The following is a 24,121-nucleotide window of genomic DNA, read 5'->3' on the forward strand; positions in this document are numbered from 1 at the left end:
CGTTCGGTGGAAATAATGATACACGCAAACCGTATTCGAACTTGGTCAAGCAGGCAATCCAAACCCACGGAATACGCACTCGTCCTCATGGCATATAAATATGGTTCACTCTCAACGTCAACGAGGACGTCGAGAATTAGGTCGCGGAAAACTTGGTGCGAAGTTCGCAAATGTGGTTACGTGCCTCCTTGACGGCGGCGTATTGGCGTTTGAGAACACTAGCCGCTTTGCTACCTGCCGTTCGTGTGAGTACGGCCTCGTATTTGGCCTTAATGTAGTCTTCGCCTCGTTTCACTTCAGCCAACACCGCATCGGGGCCTTCGCTAAACGTGTCTTTCCAATCCATGATCGCTCGATGAATTCGACCGGCGATACTTCCTTCGATCAGCGGCTGCTTATCATCACTGTCGATGAGTTGCTGTAGACCGACAGCCTGCCTGATCCGTTCCTGTGCGACGCCAGCAAAATGATGTTGTAATGTCGTATCCTCGATCAGGCTCGCTGCCTTCGTAAACCCATTGTAACTGTCGAGATTGATCTCGATGAGTTCTTGCAACGCAGTAATCGTTTTTTGATTGAGTCTATTTTGAGATGCGGATGTCATAATATTTCTCCGATCAGTTGTTGTTGATATCTCCTGAAAATGAAGTCTTTGATCTGTGGTGCAGATAGCATGCCAAGCATCGCTAGACGCCAAAAACAGAGATCAATTGTGATAAATTCATCGAAAACTCCTCTCAATTGGAAGATCAACTTTCGTATTGGCTGCTTAACGACCAGATACGGGTTGATGCATAATGTCGGGATCATGAATGATCCTGAAGTAATTTATGGTTGGTTCTCAACGGGCTGTGCGGCTGAAATTGGAGCGGCATTTTGCCCTGCTGGGACGGTATCCTCTATTGAATTGTGTGAGGGGGGCGCTTGCTGGGCATTGAAGCGTGCCTGACGTACGGAGGTGATTAGGTCCGGCAGATTCGTTGCGACGACGTCGGCACCGACATTCAGTAAACGTTGCTTCGATTTGCCGTACTTTTCACCATGCATTAGTGCAACGACGATGTGCAAATCGGGGTATTGCTGACTCAATCGTTTACAAAGATAGCGTCCTTTGCGTGCCCCCAGAGGCGGCAGCAGGATGAGGATTGCTATTTGGCACTGTTGAGTTTCGATCAGGTTGATCGCCTCACCAGCCAGCATATTGATCGATCCCACATCGACGCGGCAACCTTCAGACCGCAACAGTTGACCGGTCATGAGCGCGACGGTTTCATCAGCTTGGTCGCGAACAGGAATGCACAGAACGTGCCCCTTTTCATCTGGTGCGCCAGCCCCATCTTCAGGCTGCTCTTTTTGTTGCAATCGTTCCCCCAACTCTTCGACGAGTTCTCGTGCTGAATCGTTCACCACGGTTTCTTGCTGTTCGCTGAGCAGATCCGCATGCCGGTCTTGTTCGGCCAACTGCAGTGCGGGCATCAACACGTCGTCGTAAAATTCTGTCACGCTCGCATCTTTTAGGTACTCCTCGGCCAATTCGTTTGCTTCATAGTCTTCTGCGGTCAACAACCTTTGATACAACTGCTCATACGGCTCAAGAGCGGTGCGGTCCCCCAACAATAGTGGTAGAAAACCGAGTTGCGGAACATACTTGCCTAGAACTACCAAACAGACTGTCAACGGCATCGCCAATACTAAACCAACCGGCCCCCACAGCCAGGTCCAGAAAATGGCCGCGAGGATGACACCCAACGATGAGACGCCGATGCTACTGCCGTACAGCCAGGGTTCCAGCACATTGTTCACCACCAGTTCCAAACTGACAAACAGTCCGATGGTCATTAGGGGAAGCGTCCAACCATCGGAGATGGCCATCGTCAGCGCGATCGGCATGACGGCTGAGATCCAGGGACCGATATAGGGCAAGAAACGCAGCATCGTCCCCATGACGCCCCACAGAATCGCATTGGGGACGCCCAAAAACATCAAAGTAACGGCAACGACGACACCGTAAATGATGTTGATCAGCAACTGCATCCGTAGGTAGCGACTCAAGCGGTCGGTTGCGTCTTCGATCGCTTCAGTTGTAGCGTACAGGTTTGAAGTCCCGACGAGTTGGATCACGCGGTTCCGCAAATCTTCTCGCTTGACCAGAATAAAAACCACCAGCACGACAACAATACCCGCTGTGGACAACGGCGCCACGAGCGGCCCCAACCACGTCTGGATTTGATTCAATGGGGAAGGGGGCAAGGAGACGACTTTGACTTCCACCGGGTTCTCTGCCGAGCCATCGCCCTGTTTTTGGGGACGCAGCCATCCCAGTAAATTTCTCTGCAGTGCCGGCGGATCAGCGGTTTCGGCCGCGTCCTTCTCTTCGTCGGCAGCATTGCCGCCTTCAGACAGTTCCGTGCCGATGTCTTCGAGTGCTTGCTTGGCCTTTTCGAGTTTCTCACCCGTCCCGCTTTGCAGGTTGTGGATTTTGTCGATCAGATTGTCTTTATAATCCGGTAATCGCATGCTCAACTCAATGAGTTGATTCGTCGCCAGCCATCCCGCGCCTCCAATGGCAGAGAATGCAAACGCACACACGATGACCACTGAGGGGATTCGCCCTAGACGCAGGCGTTCCAAACGGCTCACCAGGGGAGTGAGGACGAAGCTTAGCAAGATGGCGAGCGAAAGCGGCAATAATATCTCTTTGGCTAAATAGAGCGAAGCAATCACAAATGCCAAGATCAACAGCGTGTACGATCGCCCCGAACCGTGTGTTGCCGCATTCTTTTCTACCATGACAGAAATCCCTTATTCCTCGCATTAGCCAATTTCATAAGACACAACCGACCAACTGCAACACGTCCCTGGCTTATTGGTAACTTCGAATTATTTCCACCACGGATTCAGGTTTGGGAATCCCTTTGGCACGGATTTCAAAGTCGTCTTGTCCGGAGCTGGAGATGGCCAGCGTGCCCACACCCAGTATGCGTTGAAGGACGGTTTGATCGATCTGCAGATTACGGACGTCGTCGTGTCGCACTTCAGAAGTGCTCCGTGCGATGAGACCTCGCTGAAAGATGCAACGATCCGTTGTGACTTGCAACGTGATAAACATGACCTTGATCCGCCAAACCAAGTAAATGATTGTGCTCACCGCGATCAATCCCAAGCTGATCCACAACAACGATGTCCCTTCCAACACGTCCCAGTTGGTGAGATTCCATACATCGAGATCGACGTTCGCCTCTGCCGCAAGGAACGTCACGAGCCCTACCAAACCTAAGGCAAACAGCAAAACGCTGCCCAGGTAGATGAAAGGATGATTGCGAAACATCGCTGGATGCAAGGTTTGAAGAGTCCGTTCTTCATCGGCGGGTACCTCAACTACCGAGTGCCGCTGAACATCGGTCGGCGAAGCATTGTGTACAGGAATCGACTGTGGCGCCTCGATTTGAATCGGCTTGCCACAATCGACACACGCGATGTTTTCTCCAATCAGTTGTGATTCCACTTCCATCACTGCAGTACAGTGCGGGCAGCGATACGTCAAAGTTTCGGTAGTGTTCACGACCATCTCCTTTGCTTTTGAATTCAGTGCTTGGTCAACCGGCTTCGTCTACTATGTGTTAAAGCAAGACGTGTGCCGAACACTAAAATCGCGGAATTCACGCCTTTTTGCCGCCTGGACCGGTCGTTGAGCACTCAGAGTGGTGGAGCGACGATTGACTGGCGTCCAGCGAGCTTGCAATCGGGGGCTTTCACTTCAATGCCTAATGAAGTACGTCGAGCACTTTAAAAATCGTCAGCGACACGTCGACTGCATTCGCTAATCCCTTCCTCTGTGCACTGCCTACAGGGTTCGTTGAGGGGGGATGTTCTGCACGTGATGGAGTGGCGAACAGGCTTGATCGTTGGACGCTCAGCCTGACCGTACATCGCGCGAAATTCGCGGAAAAAGCTTTACTGCAGCTTCCATCGCACGAACATTTCAGCGGATTTCATGAGAATTGGCGATTGGCACGAAACCTGCTCCTTCGTCGTTTCGTTACTCACAACTTTAGAGAATACAACTCATAGGGGAGACTGCCATGTTGGGAACCATCTTGCTGATCATTTTGATCTTGCTGCTTCTCGGGGCAGTGCCGACATGGTCGCACAGTCGTAATTGGGGATATGGACCCAGCGGCGGCGTGAGTCTGCTTATCATCATCGTGGTCGTGCTCTTGGTGATGAAAGTCATTTGAGGTCACCTCCAACCGTCCGATGGTTTCTTATTCGACAACACCAAACACAAGGGGACAAGTCATGCTCAATAAACAAGTCTTGCAAGGGCACTGGAATGAAATTCAAGGCAAATTACTCGACCGCTGGGGCGAGTTGACGGACAACGAGTTGAAACAATTCGACGGCAATGCCGCTCAGTTGGTCGGAATGATTCAGCGTAAGACGGGCGAAGCTCGTGGTGATGTGGAAGACTTCCTAGAAGAGATCGTGAACAACTCAAATTCCACAGTCGAAAAAGCCTCGGGTGCCGTCCGTAAAGGTGTCCACGATGTCGCCGGCAATGTCAGCGACTACGCGGCGCATGCTGGCGAATCAGCCAGAGTGGCTGCATCGCGAGCCGCTGATCAAGTGCGCGATGGATACAAGCAAACCGAAGAACTGGTCCGTCGCCGTCCCACGGAATCTTTAGCAGTCTGTTTTGGCGCCGGGTTAATCACCGGTGTTGTGCTCGGTCTCGCTTTACGGTCTCGATAAGACCGCAACTGTTCACCCTTTTTCCCTTTTCACCTCAAGGAGTTTGAAATGTTAAATCTGGCAATTTTCTTATTGGTCGTGGCATTGGCCTTCGCTGTTTTGGGATTTACCGGCATCGCTGCGAGTTTTGCCGGCGTTGCGAAAATTCTGTTTGTAGTCTTCCTCGTACTGTTTCTGATCAGTGCTGTGACGGGATCAATACGCCGACCGTCATAATCTGATCCGACGATGCAACTTTGAATATGTCACCTATTGGAGAAAGTGACCATGTCTGAACCTCGTAATCGTTTGGACGATATTCAGGAATCAATCGCCGAGCAGTCGAAGCAAATTGTCGGTGATCACGCATTGTCCTCCGCACTTGTCACCTTTGGGTTAGGTGTGGGGGTCGGACTGACAGTCATCAGCGTCCTCACCGACTCCGGGCCGCCTCGCAGGTCGGCGGTCACGGAGCGGTTGGGCGCACAACTGTTGGATTCCTTAAGTGCAGTCATGCCTGATTCGTTCATGAAACGCTAATCATTTCACACGGAAAACCTTAAAGCATTACCATGATCAGTCCCGCCGACGACATCCGACGAAAAATGCAAAACGTGCGCCACGAACTCAAAGAGGACGTGGACGATATTGCTGAATCGACGCGCGAGATGACGAACTGGCAGACTTATGTCAAACGCTATCCGTGGGCTTGTATGGGGGCCGCGTTTGCCGCCGGTTTTGCTGTTGTTCCCAAACAGGTGGAACTCGTGGCTCCCGATGCGGACACGCTGGTCAAATTGGCAAAAAAACACAAATTAGTTGTCGAAGCGAATCCAAAGCCGCAATCTCGCGGCGGTGTCACCAGCACCTTGCTAAGTTTGATGGGGACGATGGCCATGCGTGGTGCTGTTGCTTACGCCGGGAATTATTTCGGCCAACACGGTGGCGAGCAGATCGCGGCTGAGGCCGAGTGACGCACGTCAGCATTCGCTTTTTTGACTGAATAATACAACTCGATGGAGAATCTCATGACGAACCGTATGACCGACTCGCCGCTAGCCAGCCAGGCTGTTGGCAATAAATTATTCACCGAATGTGATAACCCTGAGGAAATTGCAGCCGCCGCGTTAGGGCAGGGGAAACAACTAGCCAAAAAACTGGAACAGGTCGTTGTAGCTTACCCGGCAGTGGCATTGGGAGCGGCCGTCGCGACCGGTCTGGTTCTGGGTTGGTGGGTGAAACGAAAATGAGTGAAAAAAACGGCTCAACCCACTTTCCACCCCGCAGCGTCGCCCGCAATGTGGGCCAGTTCGCACACGACGTTGTTTCCTTAGCCGAATTGCAGACCGAATTACTCAAAGTCGATGCTGAGGACTATTTGAAACGCGCCGCCAAACCACTCATCGCATGGACGGTCACAGTGGTCGTCGCGTTGGGCTGTGTTCCGGTGGCATTAGCGACATTGGCCTTGGGGCTGGTTCAAGCCGGCCTGCAAACTTGGTTGGCGTTTTTAATAGCAACCGTGACCGGCCTGATCATCGCCAGTGTAAGCGGTATTGTCGGTTGGCTGTGGATGAGCAAGTCGTTTGATGCATTCCGCCGATCCAGACAAGAATTCCGCAGCAACCTGACGTGGATTAAAGTCGCGTTAAAGGGGACTGCGGAGAAACAGACCCGTTCGATATGACCAAAAGAAACCTGAGGGGCAAGTCACTCGCAAAGTATCCTGAGGAGTGATCTTGCTTCAGTTCTGCTACAAAGGAGCAACCAATGACACACGATATGAATGTCCAATCCCATGATCGTCCCTCCAAGCCGATTCATCTCGCAGGTCAAGAGGCCATGTCGGCCGGCGATGCGGCGATCGAGTGCATGAAACAGTATGCTCAAGAACGACCCGAGGTCGTGACGTTATGGGCGTTTGGAATTGGCTTTGTGTTGGGTTGGAAATTGAAGCCCTGGTAGGATCTCCTACTGAAGAGTGCAGGCAGCTTTCAGGAATCCGCCGCACTGCGGGCATGGTAAACCGTTGATTGCTGCGCAGCGCGGATTGCTGCCTTGCACCATGGAGCCGATGCCAAGCGTGTCTATTTTCTTAGCTGTAGATGAAGCACAGATTTTCGGGCGTGACACTCGAAAACCTCAGAACGACCGGTCGAGGTCACATTGCGCGCTCAGTGGCAGGCGACGCGCCAGACTAATGTGTCATACGAAATAACTAGGGCTTGGGCATGAAGGTGAATTCCCTGAGTGTTTCAACCGGCAATGATCAATGGGAGCGACTTCTGTTGATCGCTCTCTTGTTTCGATAGCTGGACCACTGACATGTTGACTATACTGAATCAGCGATGCCCTTTGTGTTCAGTGTCAATGATTAAGGTGGGTTGAATGAATTCTGACTCAATGCCGTTCCAGGACGTCATAGACACTTCTCGTGAATCGCATGTATTCGCGCGCGTGAGTGTCTTGTCGGCTATCGGAGCGGTGTTCATACTCGATTCGTTTCTAGCGGTCGACGTCGCCGGCTACATTTTGTATTTGCCGATTATCTGGTTGGCTTTCCGGACCGGGAAAGCCTTGGACATTTATGCAACTGCTGCATTATGTTCGCTCATGTTGGTGATCGATCTTTATATCTCTTCAGCAAATGGCGGGATGGATTGGGTCTCCGTCATCAACCGACTCTTGGGGATGTTCGCCATTTGGTTGACAGCCGCCTTGTGTGGTAAAATTGTGCGTGCTAAACGCACGCTTCTCAGTCGAGAACGTTATCGCAGCAGCATTGTTGAAACGGCGATGGATGCTGTCGTTTCGATCGACCAACGCGGTCGAATCGTGGACTGGAATGCACAAGCGGAAACGACGTTTGGTTGGACGCGATCAGAAGTTGTTGGTGAAGAACTCGCATCACGCATCATCCCACCGGAATATCGGGCCGCTCAACGCCAGGGAATGGTGCGTTATCTCAAGACCGGAATGGGAGCGATCCTGGGACAACGGGTCGAGTTGACAGCATTACGAAAAAACGGAGAAGAATTTCCCATCGAATTGAGTGTCGTCGCCGTGTCGCTTGACGGTAAAACCCTCTTCAACGCTTTTGTACGCGATATCTCGCAGAAGAGCGAAAACTCCAAGTATCGCGCCCGCTTGGCAGCACTCGTCGATTCTTCTTATGACGCAATCATCGGTATCGATATCGATGGCACCATCAACAGTTGGAACTTGGGGGCCGAACGCGTCTACGGCTACCGGGAAGATGAAACGCTTGGCAGAACCATTGAATTTCTCTTGCCGCCGGACATCGAAGAAGAAACGAAGGTCATCACAGAAGCGATTCATTCGGGAAGGCGGCTGGAGCAATTTGAAACGGTCCGGAAACGGAAGGATGGACATTTACTCTCCGTCTCAGTCACCGTGTCGCCGATCGCCGATGAGAACGGCGAGGATATTGGCTCGTCAACGATTGAGCGGGACATCACCGAGCGTAAACGACAACAAAAAGAGCTTTTTGTGGCCAAGGAAGATGCCGAAAAGGCCAATCGCTCGCGCGCGGAATTTCTAGCCAATGTGAGTCACGAATTGCGAACGCCCATGAACGCAATTATCGGCATGACGCAAATCGCACTCGGCGAAAATTTGACAGACGATGTGGAGGACTACATTCGGACAGCTAACGAGTCCGCGCATTCGTTGCTCACGTTGGTAAACGACATCCTCGATTTCTCGAAGCTGGAGTCCGGAAAGTTCACGATCGAAAACGAACCTTTTCACCTACGGGAAATGCTGGATGTGGCCATCAAGCCGCTATCACTCCATGCGTTTGATAAAGGGTTGGAATTGGCTTGCGATGTAGCCAGTAATGTCCCCGACGAATTGGTGGGCGACACGGTTAGACTCAAACAAGTTTTGACCAATCTCATCAATAATGCTGTGAAATTCACCGATGCCGGTGAAGTGGTCGTCGGTGTAGAAACTTTGAAAAAATGGCCCAGTAAAGTGCGACTACGATTTTCGGTTCGCGACACCGGAGTCGGCATCCTCCCGGATGACCAACGCCGCATTCTCGAGCCTTTCACACAAGTCGATGCTTCTTCCACCAGGCGGCATGGAGGAACGGGTCTGGGACTGGCAATCTGCAACCAGCTACTGCGATTGATGGGCGGAAAACTCTCCGTCGAAAGCGAACCGAATAAAGGGAGTTGTCTGTCGTTTCAAGTGACACTCGCCCGCCAATCGGTGGCGACGAGAAAATCGTCCGAGGGACTGTCACTGAAGCAACTGCAAAATCTGTCGGTTCTCGTCGTGGATGACAACGAGACCAACCGCCGTATTCTCGCCCAGATGTTGAAGAATTGGTCCATGCAACCCGACACCGTGGAGGGAGCCGACCAAGCGCTTCGCCGGATGGATCAAGCTTGTGAGAACGGTGCGCCGTATCCGTTGGTGATTCTCGACGCGCTGATGCCGGGAGTGGACGGTTATACGTTATCGCAACGAATCTGCGAACGGACCAGCAACCCGCCGCCGATTATCTTGATGATATCTTCGTCTGATCGACAGGAATTCAAACTGCGGGAGACAGAATCTGGAGTCGATCACTTTTTACAGAAACCGGTCTCGCAATCCGACCTGTTGGACGCCGTCATGCAGGCCATGGATGTCCACGTCGACGAAACCGACGATGAAGTGAATCAACACAACAACCGCACCTCCCATAGGTCGCTTTCGGTCTTGCTGGCAGAGGATACACCCGCCAATCAGAAAGTCGTGACAATAATATTGCAGAAGTACGGGCATACGGTCACAGTTGCTCAAAACGGCCATGAAGCGATTCAGTTGTACCATGAACGGGCGTTCGATGTGATCTTGATGGATGTACAAATGCCGGTCATGGACGGCTATAAAGCGACTGCAAAAATTCGTGCCGCTGAAAGTGATTCCAAAAAATCAACACCCATCATCGCCATGACCGCCCACGCCATGCGCGGAGACCGTGAGAAATGTTTAGCGGCCGGGATGGACGCCTACCTCTCCAAGCCGGTTGATGTGGACGAACTGGTCCGGTTGGTAGAGAACGCCTCTCTCGGTCGAGACAACCTACACGACCTTGATAATGATTATGACTTCGAAGAATCTGCTGAAATACCTGAGAAACCATCTTCCACAGCACGGCCGGAATTGCCCACTTCGCCAGACAACGTTGTCGACTATGCCGGAACGATGCAGCGTCTGAATGGGGACACGAACCTATTTCTGGAGTTTATCGGCTACTTTCATGAAGACTCACCCAAGCTCCTGGTGGATCTTGGGGAAGCAATCGACTCCCACGACTCTACGGCCGTGCAGCAGGCCGCGCACAGCCTCAAAGGCATCGCCGCCAATTTCGGTGCTGAGAGCTGCCTCTCCACCGCCAACGAGTTAGAGCTGCTTGGCAAAAACGGCGATTTGACGGGTGCAAACGAATTGCTGACACAACTCGAGCAACACGTTGCAGACCTCGAACTCTCGTTGGCGAAGTATCGAGGCTAGTAATCACGGTCCGCTTGGCCAAACGAATGCGGATGCACATATGTTGACAAGTTGAGGCATCACCCCCGCTAGCCCCGCTTTCAATACGTGCGGCCGTATGGTTTGTAATCGACCACGCGTCGCACATGTATCGATGCAGGATTATTCATCCATAGTAATAATCCGACTGAGCAGTCGGTCGCTTAAAGAGCCAACGGCTAAACAAAGGACTGCTCTGACCTCCCTCTAATGATCTCCAGCCGCTCTGCGCCGCATTTGGATCAAATGCGAGAACGCTAAACGACCATTGCGGTAGATCGGCAACCAGAATTCGGTATGCCGTTTTGATCCACCAGCCACAATTCCATGGTGGTGAATGCGGTCAACTGAATTGTTTGAAATTTGATTCCACCAGTATCTCCACGCAATCAATAGCCTTGGGGACTGAGCGATGTAGAAATGCGCTACAGTCTCGCTGCATTATTTTCTATTGGCACGGCATGTGCAAAACAGTTGGTGTAACAAGCATGGCGAACGGTAGTCGCTGGGCGGCTTAATACAAAGGCGAGAGTGAAACTATCCACAGCCACTTGCCGCACATAGCCACTTGTAGAGGATTGGCCTCACGGTAATCACTAGGGAGAAGTTGAACGAGCGATGTCGGAAGCAGGTGTTCGTCAGCCATTCCCAAGACACAATCTTTACGCAAGTAGAGTGAAAGAAATGGAACCATGTTGGTAAACGCAATATCCAAACATTCAAAAGATCAACTTGCCAAGCGGGTCTGGAATTCCATGCAACGGTTAGGGTCCAGTCGGCTGTCCCGTGTGGAATGCGAATCCCGGGGAACGACGATCCTGCTTCTCGGGACAACAAGCACGTACTATCAAAAGCAGCTCGCGCAAACGATCGCAGGAAAAGTACCGGGGGTGCATCACGTCATCAATCAATTACGAGTGATTGATGCGCACCCGACACTCTAAACAACTGGCGTTGTCTTGTAGGCAACGCAAAATCTGTTTGAAACGCCGCAAAGACGGCACACTGTAACCAACGAACAAGGAGCACGGACATGAATTGGGATCAAATCGAAGGGAAATGGAAACAGGTCAAAGGTCAAGTCAAACAACAATGGGGCGACCTGACTGATGACGAACTGGATTCGATCGACGGAAAACGAGACGTTCTCGTCGGAAAAATTCAAGAACGCTACGGGATTGCCCGCGAGAAAGCGGAAGAGCAGGTCCAGTCATTCGAAACCTCTTGCAATTGCTGAAACCCACAATTGGGATGCGTTATTCCGATTGAAGCAACGTTATTGAAATTGCCCAGGACGAACGAACTGCACGCGTATCGACGCACAGCAAAGGGCTTTTTACCCTCAATTGCTAACGGCAGAATTCGCAGACGTCGAGGCAAACACAAAGCGTCACAGCCAATTCCCAGACTGAACTTTTACGGAGGAAGAAAACATGAGACGCACGCATTTGGTTACCAGCAGCTTAGCCGTCATCTTTTTTGCGTCCGCCACAATGCTGGCAAACGCCTACGATGACACGGCCACAAAACGTAAATCAGCCACAACAAAACGAGACAAAATTGGCAAGCTGGACGAGAAAACAGCCGGCGCCAACGTTCGCACAACGGAACTGTTGGGCAGAAACATCCAAAACCCACAAGGCAAAAGCGTGGGTGAAATCAGCGACTTAGTGATCGACGCCAACCATGGCAACATTCGCTATGCTGCAGTCACTTACGGCGGGATTCTAGGAATCGGAAACAAAATGTTTGCTGTTCCTTACGACGCCTTCACCTGTCGTCAGAACCCCGATGATAAAAACGAGTATATCCTTGTTTTGGATGTCACGCAGGATCAACTCGAAGGAGATCGTGGGTTTGATGAAGACCATTGGCCCAACTTTGCCGATCAAAAATTCACCAGTACGGTCGATCGCCGATACAAGGTTAAACACCGAAAAGCCCATCGTAAGGCCGCAGCCAACGCGGGACGTGAGCAGACTGGGGCGATTGACAAGAAGACTGCCGGCGCCAACATCCGTGCCAGCCAACTCCATGGTTTGAATATCCAAAATCCGGAAGGTAAAAGCGTAGGTGAAATCCAAGATCTTGTGATCAATGCCAATAATGGCGACGTTCAATACGCAGCCGTGACTTATGGCGGGTTTTTAGGTCTGGGCGACAAGATGTTCGCCGTACCTTTTGAAGCGTTCAAATGCCGTCCGAATCCGGACGACAAGAACGAGCATATCGCTGTCCTGAATGTTACGCAGGAGCAGTTAGAAGGTGCCCGCGGTTTTGACCAAGAGCATTGGCCGAACTTCGCTGATCGATCATACACCAAGGAACTGTATAAACGATACAAAGTGAAACACGACCGAGATGCCGACATTGAAGTCGAAATCGAAACTCGCTAATAAGTCTTAAGCGTGAAAATAAGCGTGTCGAAATTTTGCGGGACCGGAGTCTGCAATAAACGACTCGACTGTTGCAGGCCGTTTTCAAAACGGCCTGCAACTTTTTTTATTGGCACTAAGCAATTCGGCTGCCACATCACTTAGCAATCGCAGTCCTCACCCACCGTATCAGAACTTTCGTCGGCATCGGCTTTCACAACGTTATTGATTGAGATCCCCAGCGTCTTAATCTTGTGCCGCAAGCTCCCGCGCGTGATGCCCAATTCTTCGGCAGCTTTCGATTGGTTGCCATTATGCTTTTGCAAGATTCGCGAGAGTAGGTAACGCTCCATCCACTCCATCGATTCCGCATGCAAGTCGTTGGACCCGGCCGCCTCGCGTTCATCCAGAAAGCTGGCAATGTCGGTGGCTTTGCTATCCGCCGTGGCCCCGGATGGTTCCGCTGGTTTCTTACTTTGTAATTCCTGGGGGAAAAACTCCGGCACCAATACCGGGCCGGTGGCCATCAGCATGGCTTTGCGGAGTACGCTTTGTAATTCCCGCACATTGCCCGGCCAGGAGTACCGAAAAAGAAGGTCCATGGCTTCGTCAGAGATCCCGGTGATGCCTTTGCCGAGCTTCTGATTGAATCTTGCTAAAAAATGTTCGATCAGCAGTTGGATGTCATCCCCGCGATCGCGCAACGGCGGGAGATGAATCTCAAATGCGTTGAGCCGATGGAACAGATCGAGACGATACTCACCATCTTCAATCATTCGTTCCAAGTCGCAATTCGTGGCGGAAATGATCCGCACATCGACCTGGATCATATCGCTGCCGCCTACACGCTCAAATCTCTGTTCTTGCAATAACCGCAATACTTTACTCTGCGTCAGCGGTGACATGTCACCCACTTCATCCAGGAAGATTGTGCCGTCGTTACACTGCTCAAACCTTCCGATTCGCCGGCGATCCGCCCCCGTGAACGCGCCTTTCTCGTGGCCGAATAACTCACTCTCCAGCAAGGTGTCGGACAAGGCAGCGCAATTGACTGCTAAAAAACAGTTGTTTTCGCGATGGCTGTGCTGGTAAATGGCCCGCGCGATCAGCTCTTTACCGGTTCCGCTTTCGCCGCGAATCAGTACAGACACATCCTGGGCGGCTACACGCCCTATCTGCTTATAGACGTCAAGCATTTGCGGGCTGCGCCCGACCAGGACTTCACCTTCCTGCGTGGGATCGTTGTTTTCCTGCAAGAGCACCGGCGCTTGCATCAACCGCCGAGTTTCCAAGCCCCGCTCAACAAGATCCTGAATTTGCTCAATACCCAACGGCTTCAGCACGTATTCATAGGCGCCCAATTTCATAGCTTCGATGGCCACGTCACTATCGTCCGAGACAGTGATAAACACCACCGGCAACTTGGCATCAAACGCGCGAATCTCCTGCGCCAGTTCCAACCCCGTTTTGTCCGGCAACATAATATCCAACAAGAGCGTGTCGGGTTGCTCTTGCTTGAGCAAGGCCATTCCGTCTTCAGCTGTCTCAGCAGAAAAAAGTTCGATGTCGACATCGGCGAGAGCTTTTTCTACTAACCGCAAAACCGTACGGTCATCATCGATCACAAGCACTTTGTGCATTCAGCTATCCTCGTTCATCCTGGGAATCATCTCATTCTACTACCGTCCTAGCATACGTGGTAGCCCCTGCCCGCAGATTTCTCAAACCCCACGGTTTGTACCACAATCCATTGATCGCAACTCAACCAGGTTGAGCGATCAGCGCTCGAAATCGAAGCCATTTTCGCTCGAATGCCCTACGTTCGGCGGTCTTCCACAATCATGGGCATTTAGTTCCTCTACAAATAGTTCCTGTGAACAAGACTTTTGCTAAAGCAATTCGACATCGCCATGCTTTGCGGGAAGTTTGGCCCGCGATTTGCATTAAATCAATTTCAAGTATTCAGCGATTACAACTTCAGTCTATCAGAACAGGAGACAACCATGAGTCGGATTATTCGAGTAACAATGTTTGGAATTTGTAGCAGCGCCATCGCCGTTGGAGCTGGTTGCAATCAAGATGTCACACGCGAAGACCTCTCGGATGCTCGCCAAGACGTGATCGAAGAGCGGGAAGAAACGCGGGTCGCTCGCCAAGACGCACAAGATGAAATCAACGAGGAGCGGAACGAAACGGAAGCAGAACGCCAAAAGGTGATGCGGCCGAATTTCGACGAATTGAACGAAGAACAGCGTGAGACCCAAGAGGCCCGTAAAGAAGCCAACGAAGACATTGCCGAAGAAGAGCAAGAAACTCGCGAAGCGGAACAAGAAGCCAATCGGATCGAAGCCAAGCTTAAGGCTCAGCAATCGCGTGATGCCTATCTGAAGCAGGCCCAGGCCCAAATCCATGAAGCGGAAACGCGAATCGAAGCCTTGGAAAAGAAATCCGAGAACCTGGAGGGCGCAGCTGAAGACGCCATAGAGGCGCAAATCGAAGAATTGCAGGATCACCAAGAACGCCTGCAGGATGAGATCGATGAAATGAAATCGGTCGACGCTTTGAAATGGAAAAGCAAGCAAGCCGAAGTTGAAACGGCGAAACAGGCGTTAGCTAAAGAATTGGCAGAGACGAAATAATTAGGTCTGCAGAATTAACTGGTTTCAAAGCCCTCGACTGCGTCCCCCCGACCCCGGGCATTCGGTGTCATCGCCCACGCAATGAGGATTTGAAACCAGTTTTTTGACACATGAGCAGGCGGAGTGATCTGCCTCACGGTATGTCGCTCAGAGCCAATGGATTTTAAACTCATAGTTACAAGGAGAGAATTATGCGTAACTGGATGAACGCTTTGTGCCTGACGTTATTCGGACTGTCGTCTTTCTGTGCGACGGGATGCGACCAGTCGACCACTGAACCCGACCCCGTCACAGCGTCGGCAGCGGAAGATAACATGGACACAGAATCAATTATTGACATTGATGTACCGGGAGCTGACATCGAAATCGAGAAATCAGAAGACGAGACAACGGAATGATCTCGTCACACAAAAATTTCTTACTCTGTCGCCCCTTTTCTAATACCAACCCAAATCGAACTTTATGATTCCTCTCATTTCCTTGATCGTCGTCGTGCTTGTTTCCATGGTCGTCGTGCGTATTGCGTCCGTAGCACTTACGTTGACGGGCCTCTCCAACGAACTCGCGCGGTTTCAAGCACGTTCGGCGTTTTCTGGAACTGGGTTTAGCACCACCGAATCAGAAAAAGTGGTCCGCCATCCCGTAAGGCGGCGAATCATCATGTTGCTGATGCTGCTGGGCAATGCGGGGATTGTCACAGCGATGTCGTCGTTGATCCTTTCCTTCATGGGAACGCGGACCGCAACTGGTATTACTGGGAACATCTGGTTTCGCATCACCTGCCTGTTAGCAAGTCTCTCCGTTCTGTGGATGTTCGCCCACAGTCGGTGGATTGATCATAAACTTTCCAATTTCATTCGCTGGGCCTTGAAGCGTTGGACCGCACTCGAAGTGCGTGACTATGCTGGATTATTGCATCTCACGGGAGACTACGTGGTCCTTGAGTTGAGTGTCCAAGCAGATGACTGGCTCGCCAATCAAGCATTGAGCGACCTCAATCTGGCCGATGAAGGAGTGCTCGTCCTAGGCGTTGAAAAAGCAAACGGCAACTATTTCGGAGCACCTCGCGGCAAGACCATCCTCGATGTGAACGACACGCTGCTCCTCTACGGACGCCAGGAAGTCATTGCCAATCTCGACGAACGTCGTTCCGGCGCCACCGGAAATTGGGAGCACCATAAAGCAATCGGTAAGCAGATGCAGATTGAACGGCAGGAAGAGGAAGAACTGGATCAATCCGACACCAGTCTCGCCTCCTGAAGCCAGTTCTAAACGACCAGCCTGTTCTGTTGCTTTGTTAGCAATGACCGATTGCAAGCGGAGTCCGACCAGCCGCTGGAAGAATGGGTGGCAATGTCCCTGACCAAATATCTCGCCATGAACAACGTTCAGGCCGAGTGAGTGATTGCGATATGTAATAGGAGTTCGCTGATCTAAGAGCGCTCGTCGATGCTCACGCCAAAAGCGATTCCACTAATTTTCGTACTCCAGATAACTCATCGGAATACCGCCTCCGATATCATTGCTTTCTGGGTCTGTGGAGTGGCATAGTTTTTGCGATTGTCCAGGCATCGCATCTATCTCGCCCACATAGCAGCGGACTTCGGTTGGAGAGTGTGTCCGTTCTTACATTCCTCCTCATCAGCGTTGCAGGACAGTACTTATCAGGGAAAAAGGACACATGGCAAAAATACAAGTGAACATCAAGAATATTGTTCATGGCGGCGAACCGCATCAGACCGCGAACTCGGAAAACCAACCACTCCCCTTAAGGAGTTTGCATTTTCATGTTTAAAGAACGGATTTACTCCGACTGGTCGGAGTTGGGAATGGTATTGCTCTCAGGTGTCGTCACCTATGCTGCAATCTTGATCTACACGAGGCTGGCCGGCTTAAGAAGTTTTTCAAAAATGTCCGCCGCAGATTTTGCAATGACCGTGGCGGTGGGGGCAATTTTTGCATCCACGATGTCAAGCTCGACCCCGACGCTGGTTGTTGGATTAACTGCCTTGGCAGTCTTGTTCGTGGGCCAATGGCTGCTGGCTTTTTTGAGACGCAATTCCCAAAGCTTCAGCCAGCTTGTCGATAACCAGCCGCTGTTGTTGATGGCTGGCAACCAAATGCTTGACGAAAACATGAAGCGCGCAAACGTGACCAAGTCGGACGTTTATGGAAAGCTCCGCGAAGCGAATGCGCTGAAGTACGATAAGGTATTGGCAGTGGTGTTCGAAACGACAGGCGATATTTCTGTGCTGCATTCCAATGCTTCAGATGCATCGTTGGAACATGACTTTGTTCGCGATGTAATCGACCACGAATTGATTTATGACCAGAACCATTCTGTCTAATAAAATTCGACTGCACCACAACCGGCAACCGCCGTCATTAGGATCCTTCCATTTTTAGAAAAATTGCATGCAAACTTTTAACTGCCAGTGCGGAAACACTTTATTCTTCGACAGCAATTTCTGTGTCAATTGTAATCGAGACACAATATCGTGCCCGCACTGCGCAAACCTGACGCCTGTTGAAGAGACGCCCTCTGGGGCGCTTCAATGCGGGAACACCGCTTGCGGGGCGAAGCTGCGTCGTTGCTCGAACGACTTGCAGTACGACGCCTGCAATCGTGCGCTCGATGCGAATGATGTCAATGAGCTGTGCAGTTACTGTCGATTGAATTCGGTCGTCCCTGATTTAATGCTCAATGAAAATGTGACTCTTTGGAGAAAATTAGAAGCTGCAAAACATCGAGTGTTATGGGTCGTCGAGCGATTGGGATTTCCCGTCTCCGGAAATGGCGAACTCCAACCGAATTTGACGTTTGAATTCAAATCCGATGAAAACGGCAAAGTCTCCACAGGACACGCTGACGGTTGCATTACGATCAATCTGCGCGAAGCGGACAGCGTAGAACGTGAAAAAACGCGCGTGGAGTTTCAAGAACCCAAACGAACTTTAGTCGGTCATTTCCGACACGAGCTTGGACACTATTATTGGGGTTTGCTCGTCAAAGAGTTTCGAGTGGAGGACTGTCGCCGTCTCTTCGGAGACGAGCGAAATCCAGCGTATGCCGATTCCCAGAAGCGGTACTATGAGCAGGGCCCTGCCCAAAACTGGCAACAGACCTATGTCTCGGGATACGCTTCAATGCATCCTTGGGAAGATTTTGCTGAAACGTTCCAGGCGTATTTGGATATGGCGACCATTCTGTTAACGACAGAACATTTCGGCCTCGTGACCACCAGTTACGAGAACTTCGATTCCATGCTCGCAGCCTATAGTCGCGTGGGCATCATTGCCAACGAACTAAATCGGGATATGGGCCTCCTCGACTTAGTCCCGCAGATTTTCAACGATTCGGTTGTTGAGAAGATGCGATTTATTCATCAGCTCCCGGCAAAGACCGAAGAGGTCTCACCCGCTCTGTCGCAGAATTGATGCAAAATCATTGACAGGTGTGACGGGCGAAATTCGCCAGTCCCCACAACATTCGTCGTGGCTGTGCTCAACGTCTCATCAACGCCGGTATCACTGCAGAGACGCTGCAACTGGTCCTACAGCATCGCGACTTCGCCGCGACGGAGAAGTTCTACGGTGCCCAACGATCCGCCCAGACAGCGGTTATCGAAATCCTGGAAAAGCTCAAATTCCCTGACAAGAATTCTGCATTCTTGGTGGAATGTGTGGGGAGAATAAAAAAGCTCCGCAGCTATCCGCTGAGGAGCTTGTGAGTCGAATGACTTAACTGAATTCACTTTAGCAAAGTACACCCGGAGGGACTCGAAAGATTGCGAAAAACAAGGGGAAAACGGCAATCCTGAGCACTGGTGTGTTCCCCAGTGTGCAGAGAACGTCACTTGGCAGCAGATTCGGGATCTGATTGACGCTTGCCCGGACTTGTCGGCAGAAGCCAGTCAACGGCTTATCGAGCATGGTGATGAAGCCTGCCGGAAAGGAGTAATTGGATGACCCGTTCCAATCCGAGCGGGCTACTACTTTCCTCCCGCCATCGTCAGGCTCAACTTTTCGGAAGGATGGAGATAAAGATACCAGCAAAGACATTCCGGACCGTGTCGGCAGGATTCTCGAAGTAGGGCTGCCGATCACCGAAATCCAATCCAGCCCCCTGGGGGGTATCGTTGGCGTGACTCCGGATGACCGGTTGGCCAGCAAGCCGGAAACAACGTTAAAATAGGCAATTGATTGTACTGGTGCATTGCAACGCAATTTCTGGGAGCACGCTATGGCCCGACCAAAGGGAAGCCGAACCATCCTGGTGCGTATTACCTACGACACGTTCGGCGAACTGGCCGGCGGCATCGCTGGAGACACGGCAAGGCAGTACGCACAGCGGGGCCAGTTTAACCCGCGCGACCTCGATTCGTCGCTGACATGGGTAAACGCCCGCAGGACTGCAAAGGGGCTGCCTCTGATCGGGCTGGCGACCGAAGTTAGCGAGGCCGTTTCCGACGAAGACTTAGAGGCGGTCATCAGCACGCCCGCACCGATTCAAACGGGACTGCTGATCTACAACCCAATAACAGCCTGCTACCGAGAGGACATCTGAACGCGCCGTCCCCAGAAACGGAAACTCAGTTAAGCTGCTACGAGAGACGGACGGAGCGGTATCGCAAGAACTTGGTAAATGTTGAGCGAGGGACACCGCAGCCGACTGGCAGGGGGACGTGCAAACGGCGAAGGAGAGCGTGCAAGAAAAGTCCTCCCGCACGCGCGCGAGGCGTTGGTTGGGGGACCTCCATCTGATCCCGTGATCCATCGCGCCGAAAACCGCATCAACTGTTTGTTTAACCTTATCGGGATTCAGACGCATCGGTTGGGTCGATGAGCTTCCGAAGTGCATCGTCCAGTAATGCATTTCGCTTGCGCAGCGTGCGAATCAGACAACCGTTTTACGATATCTGGCGACGCGTCTAACGCGTTTTTGATGTCCTGAAGGCACCGGGGCATTAGCGAGGTCCCAATCGCGAGTTAGCGGCGCTGTGGGGCGGCGTGGTGACATCAGCGGCGTGGCGCACAAAACAACCGCCAACGCATAACGCCGACGGTTGAAGTTCTTTGACAATTTTTTTCATGCAGCCGGTTGTCGTTTGCGTCGCCGGTTGTATCCGACCAGAGCGACAGCACAATAAGCAGGCATCCCTAGTAGGTCAATGTCCCTTCGAAGTCGAAGATGTAGTCAATCGGCTCGACGCCCGTTTCAGGAAACGAGAAGACCACGTGCATTGTCATCTCGCCGGTCGCGTCTTTGAACCGGCCCGTCCCACCGGCGGCGATGAATTCTGAATTGGCGGCAAAGGGGTACTCACCCATGGTGTCGGGATCAGTGTTCGGAACGGCGGAACCCGCGTAGGTGACATACAGTTTATCACCGTTCGCAGCACGCCAATTCGCCCAACCTTCGATCTCTCCGGTGTCGAATGAGAAAGTGTGACCAGAGGTTGGAAACCCGTCCTCGTCAAGCTCCCCCGGTGTCACAGTGATGCGTCCCATGTGCGTCGAATTGCCGACGATAGTGTCCTCGTCGACCCTGGTACCAAGTTCGTCAGGGTCGTTAGGGTCGACGAATATGAATTTAACTAACACACCTTGGCCGACGCCGCTTCCTTTCCAGGGTCTAGCTTTACCCACCGACTTTGCATTGGCATCCCAGGTCGTCAACCACAGGATGGCAGACGAGACGATCGCAACGCATCCCCACCTCAGCATTTTTGACATCGCAAGCCCCTTTTCTCATAAAAAGAAAACCGGTTGTCGGAGAAACGTATCCAAGATCCCCGCTTCCCCTTTCAAGCCGTAACGTTAACCGGAAAACAAGCGAGGAAGCGGAAAATAAAATGTGGCGACGAGTTACTTAATACCTGCCGCGAATTCGAGCGACCCTTCTCCTTCCCAGGTGAAAGCAAAGGGGACCCCGAAGTACGGAGCCGGGACAGGTTCGGATGTTGCAGTCATGATGAAACTGCCACCTGTGACTTTCGCAAACCGTCCAGTGCTCTCCTCAGGGACTGGAGTGAATTCCTGGATGAAGGTTGCGATGAGAGTACCGTCCTCTTGAGGCACCCCGTAGAACTTCCCTGTGCCATCAAGTTCTGGATTTGCGCTTGCTTGGTAGGTAAATTTCAGTTCGTCGCCATTTGCGGCCACAAAAACTACAGACCCATGAAATTCGCCAATCAAAGTCGCAGGATCAAATGATTCGATCGAGAATTTCCCATCCTTGGTGGTATAAGCGCCCAGGTGTGTGGCCGTACCGGTCGCGTCATGACACGAAAACAAAGGCGGGAAAACCAAGCCAGTTACGGAGTCCCCCTCGCCGTCGACTTTGAAAGGTTTTGTGACAACCTTGGACGGATCTTTACCCTGCGCCTCTGTGATGATGCATGCCAGGACGAAAGCCGCTGACAGTGCGACTAAGCCAAATCCAATTCTCTTCGGTGTCATTGCAACTCTCCTGGAGTGGGTAGAAAGAAATCCAAAGTTGAAGATAACCTTTCTCGTACATCTCCAGTGGAGAATGTCGAGACCGATTTCACGACGAGGCGAATACATTCCTCCCTAATATTAAGAACGTTTCCGCGCGTCGCGCATCGGTCATACTGGCGTCGAGGGAGCGGATAAATGTCGTGATTATGACCACCGCAAGAATCACAACTGCATTAATTCAATCGAGTTGTGGGTATTTAAAAAATATCCAGAAACGGTATTGCAAAAGTTCACGACCGCGCCAAATCACCGGTGACAAGAACTGACAGCGCATAAGCACGGTCCGCGAATCGGCAGACATAGGCGCACGAAAAAACCGCCGACGTTTTCACGCCGTCGGTTGGAAGTTTTAGCAGTTCGTGTCACGTAACCTGTTGCTGTCAGTTCGCTGCCAGAGGATTGGGGAAGACGTAGGTTGAATCTTTCAGCCCCTACAGTTACCGAGTAGCGTTCCCGCCGATACCCTCAAGATGGGTTAAGCGGCTCGCTATTCCTTGCGCATCACGCTCACGCCGGTAATCCAATCGTCAGCGTCATGTTGGGCGCGGAGTCCTGAGAAGGGGTCATCGTCACCGCTACCCCCATCTCCTAGAAACGGGAGATAGGTCACGTCTTTAAAGCGAATTGCTACACTGACAGTGATCGGATCTTTCGACTCGGCGGATTGGATCGTGTCGCCGCTTTCGGTCGAGACGTCAATATCGACCTGTCCCGCTTCGACGCCGACGGCGTCGGTGATGAAACCTAGGATGTCTTGCTTCACTTCCTCTTCAGTGAATGTGCCACGGATGGCCAATCTCGAGCCTTCGCGCGCTGCATTGGTTATGAGTTGTCCGACCATCATGTAGCGGCCGAACTCGATGACGCCCAAGACCAGCAGCATAAAAACGGGGAATACGAAAGCCATTTCAACAGCGGCAACGCCGCGTCGTTCTGACGATTCGCGTTGGATCCGAAACATCTTCATTCTTGCACTCCTCCAAATGTCGCGTTGAATCTCGGTGGGAGCTTCATTGAAAGCGACAAACGTACCAAGTGGATTGGGGAAACAGGGTTACTCGATCAGAAACGGCGGCGCCATAATCTCATCAGTTTGAAATGTCTGGTAACTCCGCGTGATGTGCGGTCCCGTGTAGGGTGCCTGCTGGATCGTGACATGTTTTTTGCTGGGGCTGCCTGTCAGTTGCACGGCAACAATCCGAATGCCGACGAACTTGACGACCGTGTACATGGTGTTGTTGCCATTGCCGCCGCCAACTTCAGAGAAGATTGGAATGGCCCGTGGCTGTCCGATTATCGCCGTCAATTGCGCTTTGATCCCCGCACTCAGGCCGGTATCGGCATTCACGATCAACGGCTCGGCCCAGCTTGCCTTGATTTCATTGTTGGGAAAGAACGAGAAATCGTAGTCGTTCAGTCCATACAAGATCTGCCGTTTGAGGTCGTTGGTGCTGTTGTTGGGGCTACCCAAGTCGACCGTTCCTCGGTTGCCCGGTGGTAAATCGACCGTACCGTTGGGGTACATGTTCAATTCCAGAATTCCGTCAGACCCGGAAGAAACGGTCCCGGAACCTTCATGGAAATTGTAGTTGTCTGTGAACAGTCCACCGGGTGAAGTCGCGTTGATGAAGGCCACCCAGGTGTCCCAATCGACGGCGATCGGCAGCAACCCGGTAGTTTCCGTGCTACCTGGTTCCACGCGAAACCCATTACCGTTCATCATGGCAGCCGCGGCCACGACGTCAACGTTGGCGTTGTTGTGCCCGATCACCGGGGCGAAGAACAAGTCCAACGGGCCGTCGGCGTTATTGCCGTCGCGGTGCAGGGCGACTTCGACCAGATTGTAAGGGGCGGTTCCCCAGGTCTTGACCCACGAACCGGATTCCGCATCCCATTCGACATGCCCGACGCGTACGTCCTGTTGTTGGTCGGCGCTGATCTCCGTCAATCCGCCGCCGGCATGCGAACCGGCCATGTCGACGGCCACATCACGCGAGGCGGTATCGACTTCCGAAGGAGTCTTTAAGGCACCCCCTCCAATTCCGTCGGGTAGCTCCAGCGATGCACCGAGCGCGCCGGAGTCGGCGGCATTTTGTAATTGAGATTTGGTCAATGTGATGTATCCCACATCGACCACAAATGCGGTGAAGCCCATCATGGCAATCAGAAAAAACGCTGCCAGAACCAGAATATTTCCTTTACGGTTTCGGGCCTGTTCCGCGGCCTGTCGCAGATGGTGTTGAATTTTCATGGTGCCTACCCTAAATCAATTGACTGAAACAGGCCGCCCCGAGAACCCGCGGACGCATCCGCAAGCGGGGGTCG

The 24,121-nt window shown here is 52.0% G+C and carries 26 protein-coding genes; 18 read left to right on the forward strand and 8 right to left on the reverse strand.

The genetic code is table 11. The features are described 5' to 3' along the window. Positions 1–136 precede the first annotated feature (136 nt). From CA54_RS15910 to CA54_RS15920, 3 genes are all read right to left on the reverse strand, one after another. On the reverse strand, positions 137–604 hold the full coding sequence (locus CA54_RS15910; RefSeq protein WP_146371800.1) for a PA2169 family four-helix-bundle protein: 468 nt from the start codon (positions 602–604) through the stop codon (positions 137–139). A gap of 224 nt (positions 605–828) precedes the next feature. After that, positions 829–2,790, reverse strand: a complete 1,962-nt coding sequence (locus CA54_RS15915) for an AI-2E family transporter (RefSeq protein ID WP_146371801.1) — start codon at positions 2,788–2,790, stop codon at positions 829–831. Positions 2,791–2,863: 73 nt separating this feature from the next. After that, the gene (locus CA54_RS15920; RefSeq protein ID WP_197532495.1) at positions 2,864–3,562 is read right to left on the reverse strand and encodes a PH domain-containing protein; all 699 of its coding nucleotides are present in this window, start codon (positions 3,560–3,562) and stop codon (positions 2,864–2,866) included. A gap of 520 nt (positions 3,563–4,082) precedes the next feature. Here CA54_RS15920 and CA54_RS15925 point away from each other — a divergent pair. From CA54_RS15925 to CA54_RS15980, 12 genes are all read left to right on the forward strand, one after another. After that, positions 4,083–4,238, forward strand: coding sequence for a DUF3309 family protein (locus CA54_RS15925; protein ID WP_146371803.1), 156 nt, complete (start codon positions 4,083–4,085; stop codon positions 4,236–4,238). 61 nt (positions 4,239–4,299) lie between these two features. Beyond that, positions 4,300–4,752, forward strand: a complete 453-nt coding sequence (locus tag CA54_RS15930; RefSeq protein WP_146371804.1) for a CsbD family protein — start codon at positions 4,300–4,302, stop codon at positions 4,750–4,752. Positions 4,753–4,800: 48 nt separating this feature from the next. Next, positions 4,801–4,968: a DUF1328 domain-containing protein gene (locus CA54_RS15935; RefSeq protein WP_146371805.1), complete on the forward strand. Its 168-nt coding sequence runs from the start codon at positions 4,801–4,803 to the stop codon at positions 4,966–4,968. Between the two features lie 51 nt (positions 4,969–5,019). Further along, positions 5,020–5,271, forward strand: coding sequence for a hypothetical protein (locus CA54_RS15940; protein WP_146371806.1), 252 nt, complete (start codon positions 5,020–5,022; stop codon positions 5,269–5,271). Between the two features lie 32 nt (positions 5,272–5,303). Beyond that, entirely contained in the window at positions 5,304–5,705 is a 402-nt protein-coding gene (locus CA54_RS15945; RefSeq protein WP_146371807.1) for a hypothetical protein, read from the forward strand. 54 nt (positions 5,706–5,759) lie between these two features. Continuing rightward, positions 5,760–5,981, forward strand: a complete 222-nt coding sequence (locus CA54_RS15950) for a hypothetical protein (protein ID WP_146371808.1) — start codon at positions 5,760–5,762, stop codon at positions 5,979–5,981. Continuing rightward, the gene (locus CA54_RS15955; protein ID WP_146371809.1) at positions 5,978–6,418 is read left to right on the forward strand and encodes a phage holin family protein; all 441 of its coding nucleotides are present in this window, start codon (positions 5,978–5,980) and stop codon (positions 6,416–6,418) included. Before CA54_RS15950 ends, CA54_RS15955 begins: the two co-directional genes overlap by 4 nt. An 83-nt stretch (positions 6,419–6,501) precedes the next feature. Beyond that, positions 6,502–6,696, forward strand: coding sequence for a hypothetical protein (locus tag CA54_RS15960; protein WP_146371810.1), 195 nt, complete (start codon positions 6,502–6,504; stop codon positions 6,694–6,696). Between the two features lie 423 nt (positions 6,697–7,119). Then, positions 7,120–10,260, forward strand: a complete 3,141-nt coding sequence (locus tag CA54_RS15965; protein WP_146371811.1) for a hybrid sensor histidine kinase/response regulator — start codon at positions 7,120–7,122, stop codon at positions 10,258–10,260. A gap of 710 nt (positions 10,261–10,970) precedes the next feature. Then, entirely contained in the window at positions 10,971–11,222 is a 252-nt protein-coding gene (locus tag CA54_RS30190) for a BON domain-containing protein (protein WP_146371812.1), read from the forward strand. Positions 11,223–11,311: 89 nt separating this feature from the next. Further along, entirely contained in the window at positions 11,312–11,515 is a 204-nt protein-coding gene (locus CA54_RS15975; RefSeq protein WP_146371813.1) for a CsbD family protein, read from the forward strand. 196 nt (positions 11,516–11,711) lie between these two features. Then, positions 11,712–12,674, forward strand: a complete 963-nt coding sequence (locus CA54_RS15980; RefSeq protein WP_146371814.1) for a PRC-barrel domain-containing protein — start codon at positions 11,712–11,714, stop codon at positions 12,672–12,674. Positions 12,675–12,814: 140 nt separating this feature from the next. On the opposite strand, the gene CA54_RS15985 is transcribed toward CA54_RS15980, so the two are convergent. Continuing rightward, positions 12,815–14,293 carry a sigma-54-dependent transcriptional regulator gene (locus tag CA54_RS15985; RefSeq protein ID WP_146371815.1) on the reverse strand — a complete coding sequence of 493 codons (1,479 nt, stop codon included), beginning with the start codon at positions 14,291–14,293 and terminating at the stop codon, positions 12,815–12,817. A 363-nt stretch (positions 14,294–14,656) separates the two neighbouring features. Here CA54_RS15985 and CA54_RS15990 point away from each other — a divergent pair, with 363 nt between their 5' ends. The 6 genes from CA54_RS15990 (at position 14,657) to CA54_RS16020 (ending at position 19,859) form a co-directional block, all read left to right on the forward strand. After that, positions 14,657–15,292: a hypothetical protein gene (locus CA54_RS15990; RefSeq protein ID WP_146371816.1), complete on the forward strand. Its 636-nt coding sequence runs from the start codon at positions 14,657–14,659 to the stop codon at positions 15,290–15,292. Between the two features lie 191 nt (positions 15,293–15,483). After that, positions 15,484–15,690 (forward strand): hypothetical protein, encoded by a 207-nt coding sequence (locus CA54_RS15995; RefSeq protein ID WP_146371817.1) that lies wholly within the window; start codon positions 15,484–15,486, stop codon positions 15,688–15,690. 64 nt (positions 15,691–15,754) lie between these two features. Then, positions 15,755–16,552, forward strand: a complete 798-nt coding sequence (locus CA54_RS16000; protein ID WP_146371818.1) for a TrkA C-terminal domain-containing protein — start codon at positions 15,755–15,757, stop codon at positions 16,550–16,552. A gap of 527 nt (positions 16,553–17,079) precedes the next feature. Next, on the forward strand, positions 17,080–17,640 hold the full coding sequence (locus CA54_RS16005; protein WP_146371819.1) for a DUF421 domain-containing protein: 561 nt from the start codon (positions 17,080–17,082) through the stop codon (positions 17,638–17,640). A 67-nt stretch (positions 17,641–17,707) separates the two neighbouring features. Next, a complete protein-coding gene (locus CA54_RS16010; protein ID WP_146371820.1) occupies positions 17,708–18,730 on the forward strand; it encodes a zinc-binding metallopeptidase family protein in 1,023 nt (340 codons plus the stop codon). 805 nt (positions 18,731–19,535) lie between these two features. Beyond that, positions 19,536–19,859, forward strand: coding sequence for a hypothetical protein (locus tag CA54_RS16020; protein ID WP_146371821.1), 324 nt, complete (start codon positions 19,536–19,538; stop codon positions 19,857–19,859). 593 nt (positions 19,860–20,452) lie between these two features. On the opposite strand, the gene CA54_RS16025 is transcribed toward CA54_RS16020, so the two are convergent. The 4 genes from CA54_RS16025 to CA54_RS16040 all read right to left on the reverse strand — a co-directional run bounded on the left by CA54_RS16025 (position 20,453) and on the right by CA54_RS16040 (position 24,047). Then, positions 20,453–21,028 (reverse strand): hypothetical protein, encoded by a 576-nt coding sequence (locus CA54_RS16025; protein WP_146371822.1) that lies wholly within the window; start codon positions 21,026–21,028, stop codon positions 20,453–20,455. Between the two features lie 132 nt (positions 21,029–21,160). Further along, complete coding sequence (locus CA54_RS16030; protein WP_146371823.1) at positions 21,161–21,754, reverse strand: hypothetical protein; 594 nt, start codon at positions 21,752–21,754, stop codon at positions 21,161–21,163. A gap of 529 nt (positions 21,755–22,283) precedes the next feature. Further along, positions 22,284–22,763, reverse strand: a complete 480-nt coding sequence (locus CA54_RS16035) for a TadE/TadG family type IV pilus assembly protein (RefSeq protein WP_146371824.1) — start codon at positions 22,761–22,763, stop codon at positions 22,284–22,286. 87 nt (positions 22,764–22,850) lie between these two features. Further along, the gene (locus tag CA54_RS16040; protein WP_146371825.1) at positions 22,851–24,047 is read right to left on the reverse strand and encodes a TadE/TadG family type IV pilus assembly protein; all 1,197 of its coding nucleotides are present in this window, start codon (positions 24,045–24,047) and stop codon (positions 22,851–22,853) included. Between the last annotated feature and the right edge of the window lie 74 nt (positions 24,048–24,121).

Source organism: Symmachiella macrocystis (assembly GCF_007860075.1).
Taxonomy (GTDB): Bacteria; Planctomycetota; Planctomycetia; order Planctomycetales; family Planctomycetaceae; genus Symmachiella; species Symmachiella macrocystis.